The sequence below is a fragment of the Streptomyces sp. NPDC007863 genome (assembly GCF_040633895.1).
In the GTDB taxonomy this organism is placed as follows: Bacteria; Actinomycetota; Actinomycetes; order Streptomycetales; family Streptomycetaceae; genus Streptomyces.
In genome coordinates this window covers 229,734-252,830 of the sequence record NZ_JBEYEI010000009.1, presented here as the reverse complement: position 1 = coordinate 252,830, position 23,097 = coordinate 229,734, and the positions used below count along the sequence as shown (strand labels likewise).

8 protein-coding genes are annotated in these 23,097 nt (G+C 73.8%); 7 read left to right on the top strand and 1 reads right to left on the bottom strand.

Translation table 11 applies throughout. From position 1 onward, the window contains the following. The first annotated feature begins 69 nt into the window (after nucleotides 1-69). The 6 genes from ABZ621_RS16805 (at nucleotide 70) to ABZ621_RS16780 (ending at nucleotide 21,360) form a co-directional block, all read left to right on the top strand. Entirely contained in the window at nucleotides 70-9,441 is a 9,372-nt protein-coding gene (locus tag ABZ621_RS16805) for an SDR family NAD(P)-dependent oxidoreductase (RefSeq protein ID WP_360605051.1), read from the top strand. Nucleotides 9,442-9,526: 85 nt separating this feature from the next. After that, a complete protein-coding gene (locus tag ABZ621_RS16800) occupies nucleotides 9,527-16,171 on the top strand; it encodes a thioester reductase domain-containing protein (protein WP_360605049.1) in 6,645 nt (2,214 codons plus the stop codon). A gap of 387 nt (nucleotides 16,172-16,558) precedes the next feature. Continuing rightward, entirely contained in the window at nucleotides 16,559-17,749 is a 1,191-nt protein-coding gene (locus ABZ621_RS16795) for an acyl-CoA dehydrogenase family protein (protein ID WP_360605047.1), read from the top strand. 244 nt (nucleotides 17,750-17,993) lie between these two features. Then, on the top strand, nucleotides 17,994-19,484 hold the full coding sequence (locus tag ABZ621_RS16790; protein WP_360605045.1) for an NAD(P)/FAD-dependent oxidoreductase: 1,491 nt from the start codon (nucleotides 17,994-17,996) through the stop codon (nucleotides 19,482-19,484). A gap of 69 nt (nucleotides 19,485-19,553) precedes the next feature. Further along, complete coding sequence (locus ABZ621_RS16785) at nucleotides 19,554-19,964, top strand: nuclear transport factor 2 family protein (RefSeq protein WP_169089101.1); 411 nt, start codon at nucleotides 19,554-19,556, stop codon at nucleotides 19,962-19,964. Nucleotides 19,965-20,121: 157 nt separating this feature from the next. Continuing rightward, entirely contained in the window at nucleotides 20,122-21,360 is a 1,239-nt protein-coding gene (locus ABZ621_RS16780; protein WP_360605043.1) for a cytochrome P450, read from the top strand. A gap of 85 nt (nucleotides 21,361-21,445) precedes the next feature. Here ABZ621_RS16780 and ABZ621_RS16775 read toward each other — a convergent pair whose 3' ends face one another. Further along, nucleotides 21,446-21,976: a flavin reductase family protein gene (locus ABZ621_RS16775; protein WP_360605041.1), complete on the bottom strand. Its 531-nt coding sequence runs from the start codon at nucleotides 21,974-21,976 to the stop codon at nucleotides 21,446-21,448. A 152-nt stretch (nucleotides 21,977-22,128) separates the two neighbouring features. Here ABZ621_RS16775 and ABZ621_RS16770 point away from each other — a divergent pair, with 152 nt between their 5' ends. Beyond that, complete coding sequence (locus ABZ621_RS16770) at nucleotides 22,129-22,962, top strand: AfsR/SARP family transcriptional regulator (RefSeq protein WP_360605039.1); 834 nt, start codon at nucleotides 22,129-22,131, stop codon at nucleotides 22,960-22,962. The last annotated feature ends 135 nt before the right edge of the window (nucleotides 22,963-23,097 follow it).

Genomic DNA, 23,097 nt, shown 5'->3' with positions numbered 1-23,097 from the left:
TACCCAACGCCACAGCCATCGGCGGACCGCCGCCGCCACACGCACACCACATCTGGGGGGAAGGACACCATGTCGGGCGAGGAGAAACTCCGCGATTACCTCAAGCGGGCCATCGCGGATGCCCGCGACGCGCGCAGGCGCCTGCGCGAAGTGGAGGACAGGCAGCAGGAACCCATCGCGATCGTCGGCATGGCCTGCCGCTACCCGGGCGGGGTCACCTCGCCCGAGGACCTGTGGCGGCTGGTCGCCGACGGCGTGGACGCGGTGTCCGAGTTCCCGGACAACCGCGGCTGGGACGTCGACTCCCTGTACGACCCGGACCCCGAGAGCGTCGGCAAGACCTACGGGCGCGAGGGCGGCTTCCTCCACGACGCCGACCGCTTCGACCCCGAGTTCTTCGGCATGTCGCCGCGCGAGGCCGTCGCCGTCGACCCGCAGCAGCGCCTGCTGCTCCAGACGGCCTGGGAGGCCTTCGAGCGGGCCGGCATCGACCCCGAGGACGTCCGCGGCAGCCGGACCGGCGTGTTCACCGGCGTCATGTACAACGACTACGGCTCCCGCCCCCACCTGCCCCCGGAGGGCGTCGAGGGCTACCTGTTCAGCGGCAGCGCCGGCAGCATCGCCTCCGGCCGGCTCGCCTACACGTACGGCCTCGAAGGCCCGGCCGTGACCGTGGACACCGCCTGCTCGTCGTCCCTGGTCGCCCTGCACCTCGCGGCCAACGCCCTGCGGCGCGGCGAGTGCGACCTCGCCCTCGCGGGCGGCGCCACGGTGATGTCCACCCCGGTCGCCTTCATCGAGTTCTCCCGGCTCCGCGGCCTCGCCGCCGACGGCCGCTGCAAGTCGTTCTCGGCGGACGCCGACGGCACCGGCTGGGCCGAGGGCGTGGGCCTGCTGCTCGTCGAGCGCCTGTCGGACGCGGTACGCAACGGGCACCAGGTCCTGGCCGTGGTGCGGGGTTCGGCGGTGAACCAGGACGGCGCCAGCAACGGCCTCACCGCCCCCAACGGCCCCGCCCAGGAGCGGGTCATCCGCCAGGCCCTGACCTCCGCCGGCCTGTCCGCCGCCGAGGTCGACGCCGTCGAGGCGCACGGCACCGGCACCCGGCTCGGCGACCCCATCGAGGCGCAGGCCATCCTCAACACGTACGGAAGCGACCGCGAACGCCCCGTGTACCTCGGGTCGTTGAAGTCCAACATCGGCCACGCCCAGGCCGCGTCCGGCGTCGGCGGCGTGATCAAGATGGTGGAGGCGATGCGCCACGGCGTGCTGCCCCGCACCCTCCACATCGACGAGCCGACGCCGCACGTCGACTGGGAGAGCGGCGCGGTCGAGCTGCTCGCGCAGGAGACGCCGTGGCCCGAGGCCGACCGGCCCCGCCGCGTCGGCGTGTCCTCCTTCGGCTTCGGCGGCACCAACGCCCACGTCATCATCGAGCAGCCCTCGGCGCCGGTCGCCGCCGAGGACGAGACGACGGAACAGCCCGCACCGGCCGACCAGGCGGCCCAGGCCGCCCAGGCCGCCCCCGCCGTCGAGCTGCCGGTCGTGCCCTGGCCGCTCTCCGGCAAGACCCCCGAGGCCCTGACCGCCCAGGCCCGCAAGCTCCTCACCGCCGTGGAGACGGCCGACGTCGACCTGCGTCCTGCCGACGTCGGTTTCTCGCTGGCGGCCGGTCGTGCGGTGCTCGATCACCGGGCCGTGGTCGTCGGTGACGACCGCGAGGCCCTGCTGTCGGGGCTGCGGGAGCTCGCCGAGGGCGGCACCAGCGCCTCCGTCGTGCGGGGTGCCGGGCGCTCGGGCAAGACGGCGTTCCTGTTCACGGGCCAGGGCGCGCAGCGCGCCGGCATGGGTCTGGAACTGGCCGACGCGTTCCCGGAGTTCGCGAAGGCGTTCGGCGAGGTCGTCGGTGTGCTCGACGGTCTGCTGAAGGTGTCGCTGCGCGAGGTGATCGCCTCGGGCGGCGAGGCCCTGGACCGTACGGGGATGACGCAGCCGGCGCTGTTCGCGGTCGAGGTCGCGCTCTTCCGGCTCGTCGAGTCGTGGGGTGTGCGCCCCGACTTCGTGGCCGGTCACTCGATCGGCGAGCTGGCGGCCGCGCACGTGGCCGGGGTGCTGTCCCTGGAGGACGCGGCCCGTCTGGTGGTGGCGCGTGCGTCCCTCATGGACGCGCTGCCGTCGGGTGGTGCGATGGTGGCCGTGCAGGCCGCGGAGGACGAGGTCCTGCCGCTGCTTGAGGGCCGGGTGGCGGTCGCGGCCGTCAACGGTCCGACGTCGGTGGTGATCTCCGGTGACGAGGACGCGGTCCTCGCGGTCGCGGAGAAGCTGCGCGAGCAGGGCCGCAAGACCAAGCGGCTGACCGTCTCGCACGCCTTCCACTCCCCGCACATGGACGGCATGCTCGACGACTTCCGCACGGAGGCCGCCAAGCTGACGTTCGCGGAGCCGTCGATTCCCGTCGTGTCGACGCTGACGGGCCGTCTGGCCGAGGGCGACGACCTGCGGACGCCGCAGTACTGGGCCGACCAGGTCCGTGGCGCGGTCCGGTTCGCCGACGCCGTCGGCACCCTGGAGACCGCCGGAGTCGGCGTCTTCCTCGAACTCGGCCCCGACGGCGTGTTGTCGGCCATGGCGGCGGAGTCCGTCGAGGACGGGACGCTCGTCGCCGGTCTGCGGCGCGACCGTTCCGAGCCGGACACCCTGGTGGCCGCGCTCGGGCAGCTGCACGCCGCCGGCGTTCCGGTGGACTGGGACGCGTACTTCGCCCCGGCCCAGCCGGGCCGGGTCACCCTGCCCACCTACGCGTTCCAGACGCAGCGCTACTGGCTGGAGTCCGGCTCGGCCGCTTCCGCCGGTGCGAGCGGCGGTCACCCGCTGCTCGGTGCGGCCGTCACCGTCGCCGGCTCCGAGGACACCCTCTTCACCAGCCGCGTCAGCCGCCGCACCCACCCCTGGCTCGCCGACCACCGGATCCTCGACACCGACCTCTTCCCGGGGACGGGCTTCGTGGAGCTGGCGACGGCGGCGGGGGAGCGCCTCGGCGCCGGCCGCGTCGAGGATCTGACCCTCGCGGCCCCGCTCGTGCTGCCGGCGTCCGGCGGTGTCCGGATCCAGGTCCTCGTCGGCGGCGCCGACGCCTCGGGCCGCCGGAGCGTCGGCGTCTACTCCCGCCCCGACGGCGACGACGCAGCGGCCGCCGAGCCGTGGGTGGCGCATGCCACGGGCACCCTCGCCCCGGTCGGCCCGGAGACCCCGGAGGGGCTGGCCGCCTGGCCGCCCGTCGGGGCCGAAGAGGCCGAACTCGACGGGATCTACGCGCGGTTGTCGGAGCTCGGCTACGGCTACGGCCCGGCGTTCCAGGGCCTGCGCCGGGTCTGGAAGGCAGAGGGCGAGCTGTTCGCCGAGGTGGCGCTGGGGGAGGAGCAGCGTGCCGACGCGGCCCGCTTCGGGCTGCACCCGGCGCTCCTCGACGCCGCCCTGCACACCCTGCTGCCGGGTGTCGCCGACAGCAAGGGCCAGGAGGGCTTCCCGTTCTCCTGGTCCGGCGTCCAGGTGCACGCCCTCGGCGCGTCGGCGCTGCGCGTACGGCTCCGGCTCACCGGGCCCGAGTCGGTCGCGCTGACCGTCGCCGACGCCTCGGGCGCGCCCGTCGCCACCGTCGAGGAGCTGGCGCTGCGTCCCCTCTCCCGGGAGGCGCTGCGCGCCGCGGCCACCCAGGTCCGCGACGGGCTGTACGCCGTCTCGTGGACGCCCCTGCCCGCCCCGGCGGGTGAACTCGCCCTCCCCGGCGACCGGTTCGAGCTCGCCTCGGACGCGTCGGACCTGTCGGCGGTGTCCGCGCTGCCGGCGGTGCCGGGTGTCGTCGTGCTGCCGTTGATGTCCGGCGGCGCCGTCTCGGGCGAGGCGGCGCGCGGCGCCGTGGCCCGGGTCCTCGGCGTGGTGCGTTCCTGGCTGGCGGAGGACCGGTTCGCCGAGTCGCGGCTCGTGGTCGTGACGCGCGGCGCGGTCTCCGTCGGCGGCGGGGACGTGTCGGATCTGCTGCACGCCGGTGTGTGGGGTCTGGTGCGCTCCGCGCAGACCGAGAACCCGGACAGGATCGTCCTCGTCGACCTCGACGAGGAGACCGACGCGTCCGGCCGCGCCCTCGCCGCCGTCCTGGCGAGCGGGGAGGCGCAGGTCGCGGTGCGGGCGGGCTCGCTGCTCGTGCCCCGGCTCGCCCGGGCGCGGATGGACGCCGAGTCCGACAGTGACTTCGGTGCCCGCTGGGACGCGGGGACGGTGCTGATCACGGGTGCCACGGGTGCGCTGGGCGCGGTCCTGGCCCGGCACGTGGTGGCCGAGCACGGCGCCCGTCACCTGCTGCTCGTCAGCCGGCGCGGTGAAAGCGCCCCGGGCGCCGCCGAGCTGCGCGCGGAGCTGGAGGAGGCCGGTGCGTCGGTGACGGTCGCGGCGTGCGACGTGACGGACCGGGAGGCGCTGGCCGCACTCCTGGCCGCCGTCCCCGCCGAGCAGCCGCTCACCGCCGTCGTCCACACCGCGGGCGTCCTCGACGACGGGCTCATCGGCTCGCTCACCGCCGAGCGCCTCGACGCCGTGCTGCGGCCGAAGGTCGACGCGGCGTGGAACCTCCACGAGCTCACCCGCGAGCTCGACCTCACCGCCTTCGTCCTCTACTCCTCGATCGCGGGTCTCCTCGGCACCGCCGGGCAGGCGAACTACTCCGCGGGCAACACCTTCCTGGACGCCCTGGCGGCGCACCGCCGGGCCCAGGGCCTGCCGGGTCTGTCGCTGGCCTGGGGCCTGTGGGCGGAGAGCAGCGAGCTCTCCGGCGGTCTGTCGGACGTCGACCTCCAGCGCATGGCCCGCTCGGGCCTCCTGCCGCTGCGCACGGCCGAGGCCATGGAGCTGTTCGACGCCGCCCCCGCCACCGGCGAGGCCGTCCTCGCCGTCAACCGCATCGACCTCGCCGCGCTGCGCGGCGGGAACGGCGACCAGTCGCCGCTGCCGATGCTGCGGGCCCTGGCGCCGGCGGCGCCTCGCCGCGCCGGCTCCGCGAGCCACGGCGACGCCGCCCTGGCGGAGCGGCTCGCGCCGCTGACGCCGGCGCAGCGGGACGCGGCCCTGCTCGACCTGGTGCGGGCGCAGGTGGCCGGGGTCCTCGGCCACGCCGACCCGTCGGCGATCGACGCCGACCGGGCGTTCCAGGAGCTGGGCTTCGACTCGCTGACCGCCGTCGAGCTCCGCAACCGCCTCAACACCGCCACCGGCCTGCGCCTGTCGACCACTCTGGTCTTCGACCACCCGAACCCCGGCGCCCTCGCCACCCACCTGCGCGACCAGCTGGGCCTCGACGCGAACGCCCCGGCCGCCGCCGCCCCGGCGGCGCCCACCGTCGTCACGGCGGACGAGCCGATCGCGATCGTCGGCATGGCCTGCCGCTACCCGGGCGGGGTCACCTCGCCCCAGGACCTGTGGCGGCTGGTCGCCGACGGCGTGGACGCGGTGTCCGAGTTCCCGGACAACCGCGGCTGGGACGTCGACTCGCTGTACGACCCGGACCCGGAGAGCGTCGGCAAGACGTACACGCGCCACGGTGGCTTCCTGTACGACGCCGACCGCTTCGACCCCGAGTTCTTCGGCATGTCGCCGCGCGAGGCCCTGGCCACCGACCCGCAGCAGCGCCTGCTGCTCCAGACCGCGTGGGAGGCCTTCGAGAACGCGGGCGTGGACCCCGGCGCCCTGCGCGGCAGCCGGACCGGCGTCTACACCGGCGTCATGTACCACGACTACGGCGCCGGGGCCGCGTACATCCCCGACGACCTGGAGGGGTACCGCGCCGCCGGCATCGCGGGCAGCGTGGCCTCCGGCCGCGTCTCGTACACCCTCGGCCTGGAGGGTCCGGCCGTCACGGTGGACACCGCCTGCTCGTCGTCCCTGGTCGCCCTGCACCTCGCGGCCAACGCCCTGCGCAGCGGCGAGTGCGACCTCGCCCTCGCCGGCGGCGCGACCGTGATGTCCACCCCGCTGACGTACGTGGAGTTCTCCCGCCAGCGCGGGCTCTCGCCCGACGGCCGCTGCAAGTCGTTCTCGGCGGACGCGGACGGCACCGGCTGGGCCGAGGGCGTCGGTCTGCTGCTCGTCGAGCGCCTGTCGGACGCGGTACGCAACGGGCACCAGGTGCTCGCGGTGGTGCGGGGTTCGGCCGTGAACCAGGACGGCGCCAGCAACGGCCTCACCGCCCCGAACGGTCCCTCCCAGGAGCGGGTCATCCGCCGGGCCCTCGCCGCGGCGGGCCTCTCGACCGCCGACGTGGACGCGGTCGAGGCGCACGGCACCGGCACCCGCCTCGGCGACCCCATCGAGGCGCAGGCGCTCCTCAACACCTACGGCCAGGACCGGCCGGAGGACCGCCCGCTGTACCTCGGCTCGCTCAAGTCGAACATCGGCCACTCCCAGGCCGCCGCCGGCGTCGGCAGCATGATCAAGATGATCGAGGCGATGCGCCACGGTGTGCTGCCGCGCACCCTCCACGTCGGCGAGCCGACGCCGCACGTCGACTGGGAGACGGGCGCCGTGGAGCTCCTCTCGGAGGAGATCCCGTGGCCCGAGGCCGGCCGGCCCCGCCGGGCCGCCGTGTCCTCCTTCGGCATCAGCGGCACCAACGCCCACGTGATCATCGAGGAGCCTCCGGCCGCCGCCCCGCAGACCGCGCGGGACGACCGGCCGGCCGCGGACCTGTCCGTGGTGCCGTGGACGGTGTCGGGCCGTACGGCCCAGGCCCTCCAGGACCAGGCGGCACGCCTCGCCGCGTTCGTCGAGGCCGACGCCGGCCTGCGTCCTGCCGACGTCGGTTTCTCGCTGGCGGCCGGTCGTGCGGTGCTCGATCACCGGGCCGTGGTCGTCGGTGACGACCGCGAGGCCCTGCTGTCGGGGCTGCGCGAGCTCGCCGAGGGCGGCACGGCCGCCTCGGTGGCCGTGGGTGCGGGCCGTTCGGGCAAGACGGCGTTCCTGTTCACGGGCCAGGGCGCGCAGCGCGCCGGCATGGGTCTGGAACTGGCCGACGCGTTCCCGGAGTTCGCCGAGGCGTTCGACGAGGTCGTCACCGTCCTCGACGGGCTGCTGAAGGTGTCGCTGCGCGAGGTGATCGCCTCGGGCGGCGAGGCCCTGGACCGTACCGGGATGACGCAGCCGGCGCTGTTCGCCGTCGAGGTCGCGCTCTTCCGGCTCGTGGAGGCGTGGGGTGTGCGCCCGGACTTCGTGGCCGGTCACTCGATCGGCGAGCTGGCGGCCGCGCACGTGGCGGGGGTGCTGTCCCTGGAGGACGCGGCCCGTCTGGTGGTGGCGCGTGCGTCCCTGATGGACGCGCTGCCGTCGGGTGGTGCGATGGTGGCCGTGCAGGCCGCGGAGGACGAGGTCCTGCCGCTGCTTGAGGGCCGGGTGGCGGTCGCGGCCGTCAACGGTCCGACGTCGGTGGTGATCTCCGGCGACGAGGACGCGGTCCTCGCGGTCGCGGAGAAGCTGCGCGAGCAGGGCCGCAAGACCAAGCGGCTGACCGTCTCGCACGCGTTCCACTCCCCGCACATGGACGGCATGCTCGACGACTTCCGTACGGAAGCGGCGAAGCTCACCTACGCCGAGCCGGCCATCCCGGTCGTCTCCACGCTCACGGGCCGTCTCGCGGAAGGCGACGACCTGCGGACGCCGCAGTACTGGGCCGACCAGGTCCGTGGCGCGGTGCGGTTCGCCGACGCGGTCGGAACCCTGGAGGCGGCCGGCGTGGGCGTCTTCCTGGAGCTGGGTCCGGACGGTGTCCTCTCCGCCATGGCGGCGGAGTCCGTCGAGGACGGGACGCTCGTCGCCGGTCTGCGGCGCGACCGTTCCGAGCCGGACACCCTGGTGGCCGCGCTCGGGCAGCTGCACGCCGCCGGCGTTCCGGTGGACTGGGACGCGTACTTCGCCCCGGCCCAGCCGGGCCGGGTCACCCTGCCCACCTACGCGTTCCAGACGCAGCGCTTCTGGCTGGAGTCCGGCTCGGCCGCTTCCGCCGGTGCGAGCGGCGGTCACCCGCTGCTCGGTGCGGCCGTCACCGTCGCCGGCTCCGAGGACACCCTCTTCACCAGCCGCGTCAGCCGCCGCACCCACCCCTGGCTGGACCGCCACGCGGTCGGGGACGCGGCCGTCCTCTCCGCCGGCTCGTTCGTCGAGCTGCTGATCCGCGCCGGTGACGAGCTGGGCGCGGACACCCTCCACGGGCTCGCCCTGCACGCGCCCCTGGTGCTGCCCGCCTCCGGCGACGTACAGCTCCAGGTCCGCGTGGGCGGCCCTGACGAGGACGGGCTGCGGCCGTTCGCCGTGCACGCCAGGGCCGACCGGTCCGGCGCGGAGTGGACCCTGCACGCCGACGGCACGCTCAGCGGGGCAGGACCGGACGCGGAGGCCGAGGTCCCCGGTGCCGGGGCGGCCGCCCCCGAGGTGGCGCTCGCGGACGAACTCGGCGCCGAAGCCGAGCGGTTCGGCCTGCACCCGGAGCTGATCGACGGGGCGCTGCTCCGGCATCCGTTCCCGGCCGGGGCGGACGGGGTGCTCGTGCCCGTCGCGTGGAGCGGGGTCCGGCTGCACGCCACCGGCGCCACCGCCGTACGCGCCCACCTCGTCGAGACCGGTTCCGGCGTCGACGCCGGTGTGCTCGCGGCCACGCTCCTGCTGACCGACGCCGCCGGTCAGCCCGTGCTCTCCGCCGGCTCCGTCACCTTCCAGGAGATCCCGTACGAGGCCTTCGCCACGTCCGGGCCGGAGGGCGAGGGCGACGGCGAGGAGCGGGCGCCGCGGGAGGCCGCCCGGGCCGTCCGTCGTACCGCCGCGTCCCAGGCCGCGCCCGCCGAGTCGCTCGCCGACCGGCTCGCCGGGCTCGACGACGAGGCGCGGTCCCGCACCGTGCTCACCCTGGTGCGGAGCAAGGTGGCGGAGGTCCTCGGCCACTCGGACCTGGACGCCGTCGAGCCGACGCGGGCCTTCCAGGAGCTGGGCTTCGACTCGCTGACCGCGGTCGACCTGCGCAACCGTCTGGGTGCCGCGGCCGGCATGAAGCTGCCGGCCACGCTGGTCTTCGACCACCCGACGCCCGCCGCGCTCGCCGCCGGCCTGCTGGAGCTCGCCACGTCGGGCACGTCCGGCAGCGGCGCGGTGCTCGACGAACTCGACCGCGTCGAGGCCGGGTTCGGGGCACTCGCCGACGACGAGGAGGCCCGCGCGGCGGTCTCGGCCCGGCTCATGGAGCTCCTGGAGACCCTCGGGGGCGCTCCCGTGGCGTTCGCCGCGGCCGCCCCGGCGGCCCCGGCTCCGGCCGAGGAGGAGACGGATCTGGCCGAGCGGCTCGATGCGGCTTCCGCCGAGGACCTGTTCGCGTTCATCGACAGCGAGCTGGGCGGTGACCCCGTGAACTGACGGTCCCGCGCCACCGACGTCCCCTTCCCTTCGCAGTTCCCCGGGTGCCACGCGGCACCCGGGGCCACCGAGGAGAGATTCACGCATGTCCACGAAGCCCAGCACACCCCCCACCCCCAAGGCGTCCGGCACCGCCGGCGTGCCGAACGAAGAGAAGCTCGTCGAGTACCTGAAGCGCGTCACCGTCGAGCTCCAGCAGGCCCGCCGCCGGGTCGCGGAACTGGAGGCGGCCGACGAGGACCCGATCGTCATCGTCGGCATGGGCTGCCGCTACCCCGGTGGCATCGCCTCCCCCGACGACCTGTGGCAGCTCGTCGCCGAGGGCCGCGACGCCATCACCCCCTGGCCCGTCGACCGGGGCTGGGACGCCGACGCCCTGTACGACCCGGAGCCGGGCAAGCCCGGCAAGACGTACACGAAGGAGGGCGGCTTCCTCGACGGGGCCACCCGCTTCGACGCCGGCTTCTTCGGGATCTCCCCGCGCGAGGCGCTCGCCATGGACCCGCAGCACCGGGTGCTCCTGGAGACCGCCTGGGAGACGTTCGAGCACGCGGGCATCGACCCGACCACCCTCAAGGGCAGCCGCACGGGCGTGTTCGTGGGCGTCGTGGAGCAGAGCTACCTGGAACTCGACGGCCCCGAGGAGTTCGAGGGCTATCTGATGACCAGCAAGCTCAGCAGCGTCGCCTCCGGACGCATCTCCTACTTCCTCGGCCTGGAAGGGCCCGCCGTCTCCCTCGACACGGCCTGCTCGTCGTCGCTGGTCGCCCTGCACCTCGCGGTCAACGCGGTCCGCAGCGGCGAGTGCGCGCTCGCCCTCGCGGGCGGCACCACCGTGAACGGCCACCCGGGCGGCTTCGTCGACTTCTCCCGGCAGAGCGGCCTCGCCGCCGACGGCCGCTGCAAGTCGTTCGCGGCCTCCGCCGACGGCACCGGCTGGTCCGAGGGCGTCGGCCTCATCCTGATCGAGCGGCTGTCCGAGGCGAAGAAGAACGGCCACCAGGTCCTCGCCGTCGTCCGCAGCACCGCCGTCAACCAGGACGGCGCGAGCAACGGCATCACCGCGCCCAACGGCCCCTCCCAGGAGCGGGTCATCCGCCAGGCCCTGACCGGCGCCGGACTCGCCTCCGGGGACGTCGACATCGTCGAGGCCCACGGCACCGGCACCCGGCTCGGCGACCCCATCGAGGCGCAGGCGCTGCTCAACACCTACGGCCAGAACCGGCCCCGGAGCCGCCCGCTCTACCTCGGCTCGTTCAAGTCGAACATCGGCCACACCGTGGCCGCGGCCGGCGCCGGCGGCATCATCAAGATGGTCCAGGCGCTGCGCCACGGCGTGATGCCGCAGACCCTGCACGTCGACCGGCCGACCCCGATGGTCGACTGGGAGTCGGGCGCCGTCGAGCTGCTCACCGAGGCCCGCGCCTGGCCGGAGCTGAACCGGCCCCGCCGCGCCGGCGTCTCCTCCTTCGGCGTGAGCGGCACCAACGCCCACGTCATCATCGAGCAGCCGCCGGCCGAGGCGCCCGCCCCGGCCGCCGAAGGCGACACCGGCACCGGCACCTCCGCCGGCACCGCCGCCTCGACGGAGCTGCCCGTCGTCCCGTGGGCGCTGTCCGCGCGCACCCGCGACGCCCTGCGCGGCCAGGCCCGCAGGCTCCTCGACCACCTGGAGAAGAACGACGACGTCCGCGCCCTCGACGTCGCGTACACGCTCGCCGTGCACCGCGCGGCCCTCCCCGAGCGGGCCGTGCTCGTCGGCACCGACCGGGACGGCCTCCTCGACCGGCTGCGGGCGCTCGCCGACGACCAGCCCGCCGCCGGCCTGGTCCGCGGCGCCGCCGGCACGGCGGGACGCACCGCGTTCCTGTTCCCCGGACAGGGCTCCCAGTGGATCGGCATGGCCGTCGAACTCCTCGACACCGCGCCCGAGTTCGCCCGTTCCATCGCCGACTGCGGCGCCGCGCTCGCCGAGTTCTGCGACTGGTCCCTGGAGGACGTGCTGCGCGGCGCGGACGGCGCGCCCGACATCGAGCGCGTCGACGTCATCCAGCCCGTCCTGTGGTCCGTGATGGTCTCCCTGGCCGCGCTCTGGCGCCACCACGGCGTGCGGCCGGACGTCGTCGTCGGTCACTCCCAGGGCGAGATCGCCGCCGCCACCGTGGCGGGCGTGCTCAGCCTCCAGGACGGCGCCCGCGTCGTCGCCCTGCGCAGCCAGGCCATCGGCCGGGTCCTCGCCGGACTCGGCGGCATGGTGTCCGTGGCGCTCGGCGCCGACCGGGTGCGCGAGCTCATCGAGCCGTGGGAGGGCCGCATCCAGCTGGCCGCCGTCAACGGCCCCGCGAGCGTCGTCGTCGCCGGCGAGACCGACGCCCTCGACGCGTTCCTGGAGCAGGCGAAGGCCGCCGGCGAGCGGGTCCGCCGCATCGACGTCGACTACGCCTCCCACTCCGCGTACGTCGAACTCCTCGAAGAGGAACTGGCCGGGCTGCTCGCGCCGGTCACCCCGCGCCCCGCGGAGATACCGTTCCTGTCCACGGTCACCGGCACCTGGGCCGAGGGCACCGAGATGGACGGCGGCTACTGGTACCGCAACCTGCGCCAGACCGTCCAGCTCGACACCGCGGTCCGCCGCCTCCTCGGCGAGGACTGGACCACCTTCATCGAGTGCAGCCCGCACCCCGTGCTCGCCGCCGGCATCCAGGGCACCATCGACGACACCGGCCGCGACGCCGTCTTCATCGGCTCCCTGCGCCGCGACGAGGGCGGCCTGGAGCGCTTCTGGACCTCCCTCGGCGAGGCCCAGGTGCGCGGCGCCGGACCCGACTGGGCGAAGGTCTTCGACGGCACCGGCGCGCGGCGCGCGCAGCTGCCGACGTACGCCTTCCAGCAGGACCGCTACTGGTACGAGGCGGGCAGCGGCACCCTCGACGCGCAGGGCCTCGGGCTCGGCGCGACCGGGCACCCGCTGCTCGGCGCCGCCGTCACCGTCGCCGGCTCCGACGAGACCCTGTTCACCAGCCGTCTCTCGCTGCGCACCCACCCCTGGCTCGCCACCCGCACCCTGTACGGCGCGCCCGTCCTCGACGTGGCCGCGCTCGCCGAACTGGCGGCCAGGGCCGGCGACGAGTTCGGTGCCACCAGCGTCGACGAGCTCACCCTCGACAACCCGGTCGTCCTGCCGGAGGGCGAAGGCGTCCACGTGCAGGTCGCGGTCGGCGCGCCCGACGCGGACGGCCGCCGCTCCGTCACCGTGCACGCCCGCCCCGAGCGCGGCGACCTGCCGTGGACCCCGCTCGGCCGGGGCCTGCTGAGCGTCCGCGCCGCCGGGGCGCCGTTCGACCTGGCGGCCTGGCCGCCGGAGGGCGCCGTGGCGCACGCCGGGCGCGGCACGGACGCCGGGCCCGAGCCGGCGGCGGACGCCGCGCCCGAGGCCTCGCCCGTGACCGTGTGGCGCACCGACGACGGCTCGCTCCACGCCGAGGTGCGCCTGCCCGAGCGGGAGGCCTCCGGCGCCGGCACGCACCTGCTCCACCCGGTGCTCCTCGCCTCCGCCCTGGGCATCGCCGACCCGACGTGGGAGCAGGACGGGACGGGACCCGCGTGGACGGCCGACCGGCTCACCGGCTTCCGGGTGCACGCCACCGGCGCCGCCGCCGTCCGGGCCCGCCTCACCCCGCTGTCCGAGGGCGCGTACGGGCTGCGGCTCGCCGACCGCAGCGGGCAGCCCGTCGCCTCCGCCGAGTCCGTGCGGTTCCGTGCCGTGCCCGCCGAGGAGATCGGCCGCGGCCGCGCCCGGTCCGCCGACGCCCTGTTCCGGATCGGCTGGAACCCGCTCGCCCTGCCCACGGGCCAGGCCGACCCGTCCGCCCTGACCTGGGGCGTCCTCGCCGACGGCACCGGGCGCGACGGGCAGGACCCGAAGCCGTACGAGGCCGGGTTCGCCGGCCGGCCGTACACCGGCCCGGCCGACGTGGCCGCCGCCCTGGACTCCGGGACCCGCCTGGACGCGGTCCTGCTGCCCTGGACCAGCCCCGAGGCCGGGTCCCCGGCCGAGTCGGCGCACCTCGCCGCCCACCGGGTCCTGGAGCTCGCCCAGCGCTGGCTCGCCGACGAGCGGCTGGCCGGCACCCCGCTGGTCGTCGCCACCCGCGGCGCCCTCGCCACCGGAGCCGTCCCGGGCGCCGGCGGCGACACCGTGCCCGACCTCGCCGCCGGCGCCGTGTGGGGCCTGCTGCGCTCGGCCCAGTCCGAGGCGCCCGGCCGGATCGTCCTCGTCGACACCGACGAGCCCGAGGTGCCCGCGGAACTCCTCGACGTCCTCGTACGGTCCGGGGAGGCGCAGGCCGCGGTCCGCGCGGGCGCGGTCCTGCTGCCCCGCCTGACCCGCGTCGGCGCCGAGGACTCCGGCCCGGCCACGGGGGAGTGGCGTGCCGACGGCACCGTCCTGATCACCGGCGGCACCGGCACCCTCGGCGCGCTCTTCGCCCGCCACCTCGCCGGCGTCCACGGAGTGCGGCACCTGCTGCTCACCAGCCGCCGCGGCGCCGACGCCGCGGGCGCCGAGGAGCTCGCCGCCGAACTGCGGGAGCTCGGCGCGGAGGTGACGATCGCCGCGTGCGACGCCGCCGACCGGGACGCGCTCGCCGCCGTCCTCGCCGCCGTCCCCGCCGACCGGCCGCTGACCGGGGTGGTGCACCTCGCCGGTGTCCTCGACGACGGACTCCTCGCCGACCAGACGCCCGAGCGGGTCGACCGGGTGCTGCGGCCCAAGGCCGACGCGGCCTGGAACCTGCACGACCTGACCCGCGACCTGGACCTGTCGGCGTTCGTACTGTTCTCCTCGCTCGCCGGCGTCATCGGCGGCGCGGGCCAGTCCAACTACGCCGCCGCCAACGCGTTCCTCGACTCCCTCGCCCAGCACCGGGCCGCCCGCGGCCTGCCCGCGACCTCCGTCGCCTGGGGCCTGTGGGCACAGGCCAGCGGCATGACCGGGGACCTGGACGAGGCGGACCTCCAGCGCATCGCGCGGGCCGGCTTCCGCCCCGTCACCACCGAGCAGGGCCCGGCCATCCTCGACACGGCACTCGGCCTCGGCAGCCCCGCCCTCGTCGCCACCCCGCTGGACATCACCGCCCTGCGGGAGAAGGCCGCCCAGGCGCCGCTGCTGCTCACGGCCCTGGCCAAGGCCCCCGGCCGGCCCACGGCCCGCAACAGCGCCGTCGCCGCCGGAGACCCCGCGGAGGTCCTCGCCGGCCTCCCCGAGGAGCGCCGCCTCGGCTACGTCGTCGACCTGCTGCGCGCCGAGATCGGGGCCGTGATCGGGCACGCCGACCCCAGCGCCATCCCGCTGGACCTGCCGTTCCCCGGCCTCGGCTTCGACTCGCTGACGTCCGTGGAGCTCCGCAACCGCGTCAGCACCGTCACCGGCCGGCGGCTGCCCGCCTCCCTGGTCTTCGACCACCCGACCCCGGCGGCGCTCGCCGCGCACCTGTGCGCGCTGCTCCTCGACGGGGCCGGGACGGCGGCGCCGGAGGAGACGGACTTCGCGGCCGACACGGAGCTGCCGGACGACATCGTCCCCGCCGCCGAGGTCGTACGGTCCGCCGACGACCCGTCGGAGGTGCTGCTCACCGGCGGCACCGGCTTCCTCGGCGCCTTCCTCCTGCGCGACCTGCTGCGCACCACCCGGGCCACCGTGCACGTCCTGGTCCGCGGCGCCGACGCGGAGGACGCCCACGCCCGGCTCCGCGCCAACCTGGAGTGGTACCGGCTGTGGCCGGAGATCGACCAGGAGCGGGTGCGGGTCCACGTCGGCGACCTGGGCAGTCCCCGGCTCGGCCTCGGCGAGGAGGAGTACGAGCACCTCGCGCGTACCGTCGACGCGGTCTACCACCCGGGCGCGTCGGTGAACTGGATCCACCCCTACGCCCGGCTGCGGGAGGCCAACGTCGGCGGCACCGTGGAGCTGATGCGGCTCGCCGCCAAGTACCGCAGCGTGCCCCTGCACTACGTCTCCACCACGGGCGTGTTCTCCGGTGCCACCGGCGACGGCCGGGCCCTGCGGCCCACCGACCCGGTCGGCACGCCCGAGTCGATGCCGACCGGCTACGTGCAGACCAAGTGGGTGTGCGAGCAGCTGGCCAAGCGGGCCGTGGAACGCGGACTGCCCGTCACCGTCCACCGCGTCGACGTCATCTCCGGCGACCAGGCCCACGGCGCCTGCCAGACCAAGGACTTCGTCTGGCTCAGCCTCAAGGGGCTGCTCCAGGCGGGGGCCGTCCCCAAGGGCCTGGCGGGTCCGCTGCACCTGATGCCGGTGGACTACGTCAGCGCGGCCATCGTCGCCATCTCCACCCGGGAGGAGAACACCGGCCGCACCTTCCACCTCTACAACCCCGCCGAGTTCAGCTTCGCCGAGGCCGCCGAGCTGCTGCGCGCCGCCGGCCACCGCCTCGACGAGTTCGACCGGGACGCCTGGCTGGAGAAGGTGACCGCCGACCGCGACAACGCGATGGTGCCGCTCCTCGACGCCTTCGAGATGGTGATGACCGACAGCGAGGGCTTCTACCCCCCGATGGACGTCACGGACACCGTCGAGGCCCTGGAGGGCACCGGCGTGGAATGCCCGCCCGTCACCGCGGAACTCTTCGCCCGGTACGTCGAGTTCTTCGTCTCCACCGGCTACTTCCCGCGGCCGGAGAACGACCGCGTCCTGGAAGCGGTCTGACCCCGCCCCCACCACTCCCGACGCCGGCCCGGCCGGCGAGCACACCCGGCGCGCCCGGCCGCCCGTCCTCTGCGACGGGAGGCCGGGCGCGCGGCTCATCGTGCGGGCATCCGCCGGTCTCTGCACTGGTCACCCCGGCGATTACCGCGCGGTGACTCGCGGCATGAACGGCTTGAAACTGTCTGCCCGTAGCGTTCTGGCATCGGCGCGGTTCCCCTGCGGCGCACCTTCGCGCAACGCAATCCGACCTCGCAGACCGCCGGCATTCGTGCCGAACTCCCGTTGAATTCCACAGGAATTCCGGGTCCCGTACGCCAGAACGCTGCCTGTGGTCACCGCCGCTGTCGGGCCGGTGAGAGAACAGACGGCTTGGGGAGGAGAAAAAGAATGACCAGGATCGACAGCGCGAGCGACGTCGAGGTCGACCGCATTCTCGACGAGGTCGGGAAGGCCGTGCCCCTGCTGCGGGAGAACGGCGCGGAGGCCGAGAAGCGACGCTGGATCCCGCAGGAGAACATCGACCTCCTGGACAAGGCGGGCGTGTTCCGCATGGGCGTCCCGGCGCGCTTCGGCGGCCTCGACAGCTCCCTGGAGGAGCAGGCCCGGGTCCTGTCCGCGATCGCGAGCGGCTGCCCCTCGACCGGCTGGGTCGCCATGGTCTGGGTGTCCAGCGGCTGGCTCGTCACCCTGTTCCCGGACAGCGTCCAGGAGGAGGTGTTCGCCGGCGGTTCCGTCAAGGTGTCCGGTGGCTTCACCCCGAGCGGCACGCTGAAGGCGACCGAGGGCGGCTACGTCCTCGACGGCGCCTGGCGCTTCAACTCCGGTGTGCGCGGCGCCGACTGGAACATCGCCGCCGCCATCCTGGAGCACGCCGACGGCTCCCACGAGGAGGTCGTCACGATCGTCCCGCAGTCCGAGTTCACCATCGCCGACGACTGGGACGTGACGTCCGCCGGCGGCACCGGCAGCTGCACCTCCACCGCCACCGGGGTCTTCGTCCCCGAGCACCGGGTGGTCGGCTTCGGCGACGCCATCTTCAACACCACGCCCGGCCGCGACCAGGAGGTCACCCCCGGCCGCAAGTACGGGCTGTTCAGCTACGTGATGGCGGCCGGCGTGTCCGCCTACCTGGGCATCGCCGCCGGCGCCCTGGAGCTCTTCAAGGGCCGCGTCAACGGCCGCCCGATCACGTACACGGACTACGAGGACCAGGCTCAGCACCCGCTGACCCAGATCCAGGTCGCCACCGCCGCCAACAAGGTCGCGGCGGCGTTCGCCCTGCAGTCCGCCTACATCGGCCGCCTCCAGGCGCGCGCGGACGCCGACGAGCAGCCCACCATCGAGGAGAAGGCCGAACTCCGCGGCCAGGCCGCCTACGCGCTGCAGCTCGCGAAGGAGGCCGTCGAGATCGTCTACAGCGCGAGCGGCGCCTCCGTCATCGGCCGCTCCGCGCCGCTCCAGCGGTTCCACCGTGACGCCCAGGGCCTTTCCCTGCACGGTCTGCTGCTGCTCAGCACCAACCTCGAGGTCCACGGGCGCGTGCTGCTCGGCCTCGACCCCGAGACCCCCTTCCTCTAAGGGGCAGGTCGCGGCCCGCTCACCCGGCGGGCCGCGCCACGGTACTCCGACTCCTCCCCGCCCGTACTCCCCCTTCCGGGCGGGGGTGGAGGCCGGCGCGTCGCACCCCCCTGCGCGACGCCCCGGCCGGACAGCACGACGGAGCGCCCATCAGATGGTCACCCCCAGCCCCACCCCCCACGCCCCGCCTTCGTGGAGCTCTCCGCTTTTCCACCGACAAAGACGAGATCAAAGGGATCATTTGATGGACGCTCAGCACAGCGACGCACAGCTCGTCCAGGGCGAGGACACGGAGTCCGCCGCCGGCGGCTGGAACCGCCGAGGCTTCCTCAAGCGGGCCGGCGCCGTCGGCGCCATGGCCGCCGCGGGCATGGCCCTGTCCGGCACCACCACGACCGCGGCCGCCGCGCCCGGCGGCACGCCGGTCGAGCCCGACCCCGACATCCTCGTGATCGGCGCCGGCTTCGCGGGCCTCGCCGCCGCGCGTCACCTGCGCGGCATGGGCTTCCAGAACGTGGAGATCCTGGAGGCCAGAAGCCGCATAGGCGGCCGGACCTGGACCGACACCCTCCAGGGCCAGCAGATCGAGCTCGGCGCCGGCTGGTTCCACCCGAGCCAGTCCAACGTCCAGGCCGCCCTGCGCAAGTACGGCATCGGCATCGTCTACGACGACCCGATGGACGCCGTCCTCGCGCAGCAGGCCGACGGCAGCTACCGGCAGTACGACATGGGCACCGCCTTCGAGACCATGGGCGGGATCTACACCAAGTTCTTCCAGGGGACCCAGACGTTCCTGCCGAACGCCCTGAACCCGCTCCAGGCCAAGGACCTGATCGCCGCCCAGGACGGCTACACCGTCGCCAACCGGTACGCCCAGCTCGGGATGACCGCGGAGGAGAAGGCCTGGATCGGCGGCACGCTGGCGGGTTACGCCGGTCTGCCGTCCACCAGCGCCAGCTGGACCTCCCTCGCCCACTGGTGGGCCCTCGGCGGCTACGACGCCAACGGCTGGTTCAACATGACCAGCCAGAAGCCGGCCACCGGCATGATCGGCCTCGCCCAGGCCATGTTCAACGAGGCGAACCACGGGATCACCTACAACCAGAACGTCGTCCGGATCTCCGACCCGGCCGCCGCTGGTTCCCAGGTCTCCGTGACCACCGCGCAGAACATCGTCTACCGGGCCAAGGCCGTCGTCTGTGCCGTCCCGACCAACGTCTGGAACAACATCACCTTCACCTACGGCATTCCGCAGGCCTTCAAGGACGCGGCCACCGAGGGCCTGGGCGTGCCGCACGCCGTGAAGATCTGGATGTACGTGCGCGGCCCGCAGACCCGCACCCTGGTGCAGAGCGTGGAGGGCTCGAAGTTCGAGTCGATGGTCCCCATGCACAAGCTCCCCGACGGCCAGCTGATGATCGCCTTCGGCGGCGCGGGCCTGACCCTGGACAAGGCCAGCCTCAACGCCGAGGTGAAGAAGATCCTCGGATCCGCCTACGAGGTCGTCGACTTCAAGCTCGCCGACTGGGGTCACGACCCGTACGCGCGCGGCGGCTGGTCGCTGCGCCGCCCCAACCAGCTCCTGCGGCAGCTGCCCGCCCTGCAGCAGCCCGTGGGCCGCATCGCCTTCGCCAACGACGGTCTGGCCAGTGGCTGGAACGGCTTCATCGAAGGTGCCATCGAGTCCGGCGTCAACGCCGCGATCAAGGCGGCGGAGGCCTCCGGCATGGCGTGACGCCCGTCCGTCAGGCCGGCGGCCCCCGCCGACCCCACCCTCCCGTAGAAACAGGAGTACCTCACCGCCATGACGACCACCTCGGACCTGAAGAACCTGGTCCTCACCGACGACGTCGAGCAGCAGAACCAGGCGTTCATCGACGCCTTCAACTCGGGTGACGGCGCCATCTTCGACGCGCTGTACCGGGATGACGCCATTTCGAATCTGACCGGAAAGCCTCTCACGGGCGCCGAGCGGAAGCAGGGCATCATCGACCTGCTGAAGACAGGACCGAAGCTCGACTCGCGCGTGACGAACAACTACGTCGCGGGCGACGTCTCGCTCGTGTTCGTCGAGTTCGAGCTGGAGCTCACCGGTGAGGACGGCGAGCGCACCGTGATCAACGGCACCTGCACCGACGTGATGCGTCGCGTGGGTGAGAACCGTTGGATCATGGCGGTCGACCGTCCGCTCGCCGACGAGCTGCCGACGGCGTAAGACACGCCGTGGTTCCGGGTTCCCCCGCCCGGAACCACGGTGAGACCCCTAGACGGCCCCCGGAGGAGAAGCGCTTCGACTACCCAGACGAAACGTTTCTTCCTTCCGGGGGCCGTCCCCTTTCCCCCATGTGAGCGAGGCCAGAAAGATGAGCGGCATGCAGTGCCCCTTTGCCATAGACCCGACCGGCTCGGACGTCCACGCCGAGGGCCGGCTGCTCAGAGCGAGAGGCCGTGCGACCCAGACCGAGCTGCCGGGCGGCGTGGTCGTCTGGACGGTCACCGACCACCAGCTCGTCAAGGACCTGCTCACCGACCCGCGCGTGTCCCGCGACACGTACCAGCACTGGCCCGCCTGGGGCAACGGCGAGAGCGAGCTCGCGCAGACCTGGTCGCTCGCCATGTGGGTCGCGGACCGCAACATGATCACGGCCTACGGGGACGACCACAAGCGCCTGCGCAAGCTCGTCGCCAAGGCGTTCACCGCCCGCCGCACCGCCCTCCTGCGCCCGCGGATCGAGGAGCTGACGCACACCCTCCTGGACCGGCTGGCCGCGCTCGCCGAGGACGGCACGGTCGACCTGCGGGCGGAGTTCGCCTACCCGCTGCCCACGTACGTCATCTCCGAACTGCTCGGCATCCCGGACGACCTGCGCGACCGGCTGCTGGACGTCATCCACAACCTCTTCGACACCAGCGCCTCGGCCGAGGACGCCCAGCGCAACGAGGCCGAGGTGTACGCCCTGCTCGCCGAGATCGTCGAGGTCAAGCGGGCGGATCCGGACGACGACCTGATCACCGGCCTCATCGGCGCCCGCGACGAGGACGGCGGCCAGGGCCTCACCGAGCGCGAACTCGTCGACACCATCCTGCTGATGTTCACCGCGGGACACGAGACGACCGTGAACCTCCTCGACCACGCGGTCTACGCCCTGCTGACGCACCCCGAGCAGTTCGCGCTCGTGCGCTCCGGCGAGGCGAACTGGGAGGACGTCGTCGAGGAGACCCTCCGCCTGGAGGCCCCGCTGGTCAACCTGCCCATGCGGTACGCCGTCGAGGACATCGACCTCGGCGACGTCGTCATCCCGAAGGGCGACCCGATCCTCATCTCCTTCGGGGCCGCCGGCCGCGACCCCCACACGCACGGCGAGACCGCCGACGAGTTCGACATCACCCGGCCCACCCGGCGCGACCACGTCGCCTTCGGCCACGGCGTCCACCACTGCGTGGGCGCGCCGCTGGCCCGCCTGGAGGCGTCCATCGCGCTCCCCGCGCTCTTCGAGCGCTTCCCGGACCTGGCCCTGGCCCGGCCGGCCGCGTCCATCCCGCCCCTCGGCTCCTTCATCTCCAACGGGCACGGCGAGCTGCCGGTGCTCCTCAAGGGCGGCGCTTCCTGAGGCCGTCGGGACATGAGGAAGGGGGTCGCGGCGTCTTCGCTGCGACCCCCTTCTTTCCATGGGCTCCAGGGGGATGCCGGAGGCTCTAGGCCCGGCTCCCGTCGGCGAGTCGGCGGAAGTTGCTCCGGTAGTAGACCAGCGGGTCGCCGTCCCCGGTCTGCGCCTCCATCACCTCGCCGATGAGGATCAGGTGGTCGCCGGCCGGTATACGGCGTTCGGTCCGGCACTCCATCCGGACCAGGGCGTCCGGCAGCAGCGGCAGCCCGGAGGGGGACAGGTCCACCCCGAGCCCGGCGAACTTGTCCGCCCCCTTGCGGGCGAAGTGCCCGGCGAGGTCCTCCTGGCCCTCGGCGAGGACGTGCACCACGAAGCCCGACGACTGGTCGAAGGCCTCGTAGCAGTTCGCCCTGTTGTCCAGGCACACCAGGACGAGGGCGGGATCCAGGGACACCGACGAGAAGGCGCTCGCGGTGAAGCCGTGGTGGGCGCCCGCCGGATCCGACGTGGTCACGACGGTGACTCCACTGGTCCAGTGGGACAGGGCGGCACGGAAAAGGTCTGGGGAGATCGACTTTGTGAGCACATGTCCATCGTCCGGGAACCGCCTCGAAAGCATGTCCAGTCGATGTCGCGCCCCCTCTTCTTGTTAGGTGAAAATCAACACTTGACACTTCCTTGTTGTTTGTTGGCTCCGTGACAGGCCATCTGCCTAGGGTGAACTCAGCCACGTCGACGCAGTGAGGCCGGCGCCAAAAGTGCCGGGAAGGAGTGTGCGGAGTGCGATTCAACCTCTTAGGCCCTTTCGAGATCATCACGGACGACGGTCGCGTCCATCGACCGGGTACGCCGAAGGTCTGTCAGACGCTCGCCCTGCTCCTCACCAGGCCCAACGAGGTCGTGGCATCCGAAGCTCTCATACGGGAGCTGTGGGGTGCCCATCCGCCTCGAAGCGCTCAGACGACACTCCAGACGTACGTCTACCACGCCCGCCGCATGCTGGTGAGCGAGTGTGGGATACCGGCCAACCGTCAGATCGTGACCACCCGTTCGCGCGGGTACGTCGCCGAGGTCGAGGCGGACGAGATCGACCTCCTCGTCTTCGAGGGGCTGATCAACCAGGCCCAGGAGGACCTCGAACTCGGTTCCGTCCAGGGCGCGTCCGCTCGGCTCCGTGAGGCCCTCGCCCTGTGGCGCGGCCCGGTCCTGTCGACCGTGCGGACCGGCGAGGTGCTCGCGTCCGCCATCTCGCACGTCGAGGAACTGCGCATCAGGGCACTGGAGTTGCGCATCGAGACCGAGCACCGCCTCGGCCGCTACCGGGAGACGATCCCCGAACTGCGCATGCGGGTCCAGGACTACCCGCTGAACGAGTGGTTCCACGGCCAGCTGATCCGCGCCCTGTCCCAGGCGGGCCGGCGCGCCGAGGCGCTCCAGGCGTACCAGAACCTGCGGCGCCTCCTGAACGAGGAGCTGGGGCTCGAACCCTCCCCGGAGGTCCAGATGTTGCAGCGCGAGGTGCTCGGTTCGGCGCCCGTGCGCAAGGACGTGATCCGCGCGGAGATCGAGGTCACGCCCCTGCGAAAAGTTTCTCTCGCCGGCTGACCCTCCCGGGAATCAACGGGAACGGTCCAGGGTTCTAACGGTGCGGCTGCCCGGCCGACGTCGCGTGCGACGTCCGGCGACACGGAGTGGGGCAGCCGCACCACGGCGTTCCCACGGCGCCCCGACGGCGCATCC

What these genes read in the sequence shown, in the direction of transcription:
- ABZ621_RS16780 (WP_360605043.1), top strand. Translation starts at nt 20,122, where the DNA reads ATGCAGTGCCCCTTTGCCATAGACCCGACCGGCTCGGACGTCCACGCC.
- ABZ621_RS16800 (WP_360605049.1), top strand. Translation starts at nt 9,527, where the DNA reads ATGTCCACGAAGCCCAGCACACCCCCCACCCCCAAGGCGTCCGGCACC.
- ABZ621_RS16790 (WP_360605045.1), top strand. Translation starts at nt 17,994, where the DNA reads ATGGACGCTCAGCACAGCGACGCACAGCTCGTCCAGGGCGAGGACACG.
- ABZ621_RS16795 (WP_360605047.1), top strand. Translation starts at nt 16,559, where the DNA reads ATGACCAGGATCGACAGCGCGAGCGACGTCGAGGTCGACCGCATTCTC.
- ABZ621_RS16805 (WP_360605051.1), top strand. Translation starts at nt 70, where the DNA reads ATGTCGGGCGAGGAGAAACTCCGCGATTACCTCAAGCGGGCCATCGCG.
- ABZ621_RS16775 (WP_360605041.1), bottom strand. Translation starts at nt 21,976, where the DNA reads ATGCTTTCGAGGCGGTTCCCGGACGATGGACATGTGCTCACAAAGTCG.
- ABZ621_RS16785 (WP_169089101.1), top strand. Translation starts at nt 19,554, where the DNA reads ATGACGACCACCTCGGACCTGAAGAACCTGGTCCTCACCGACGACGTC.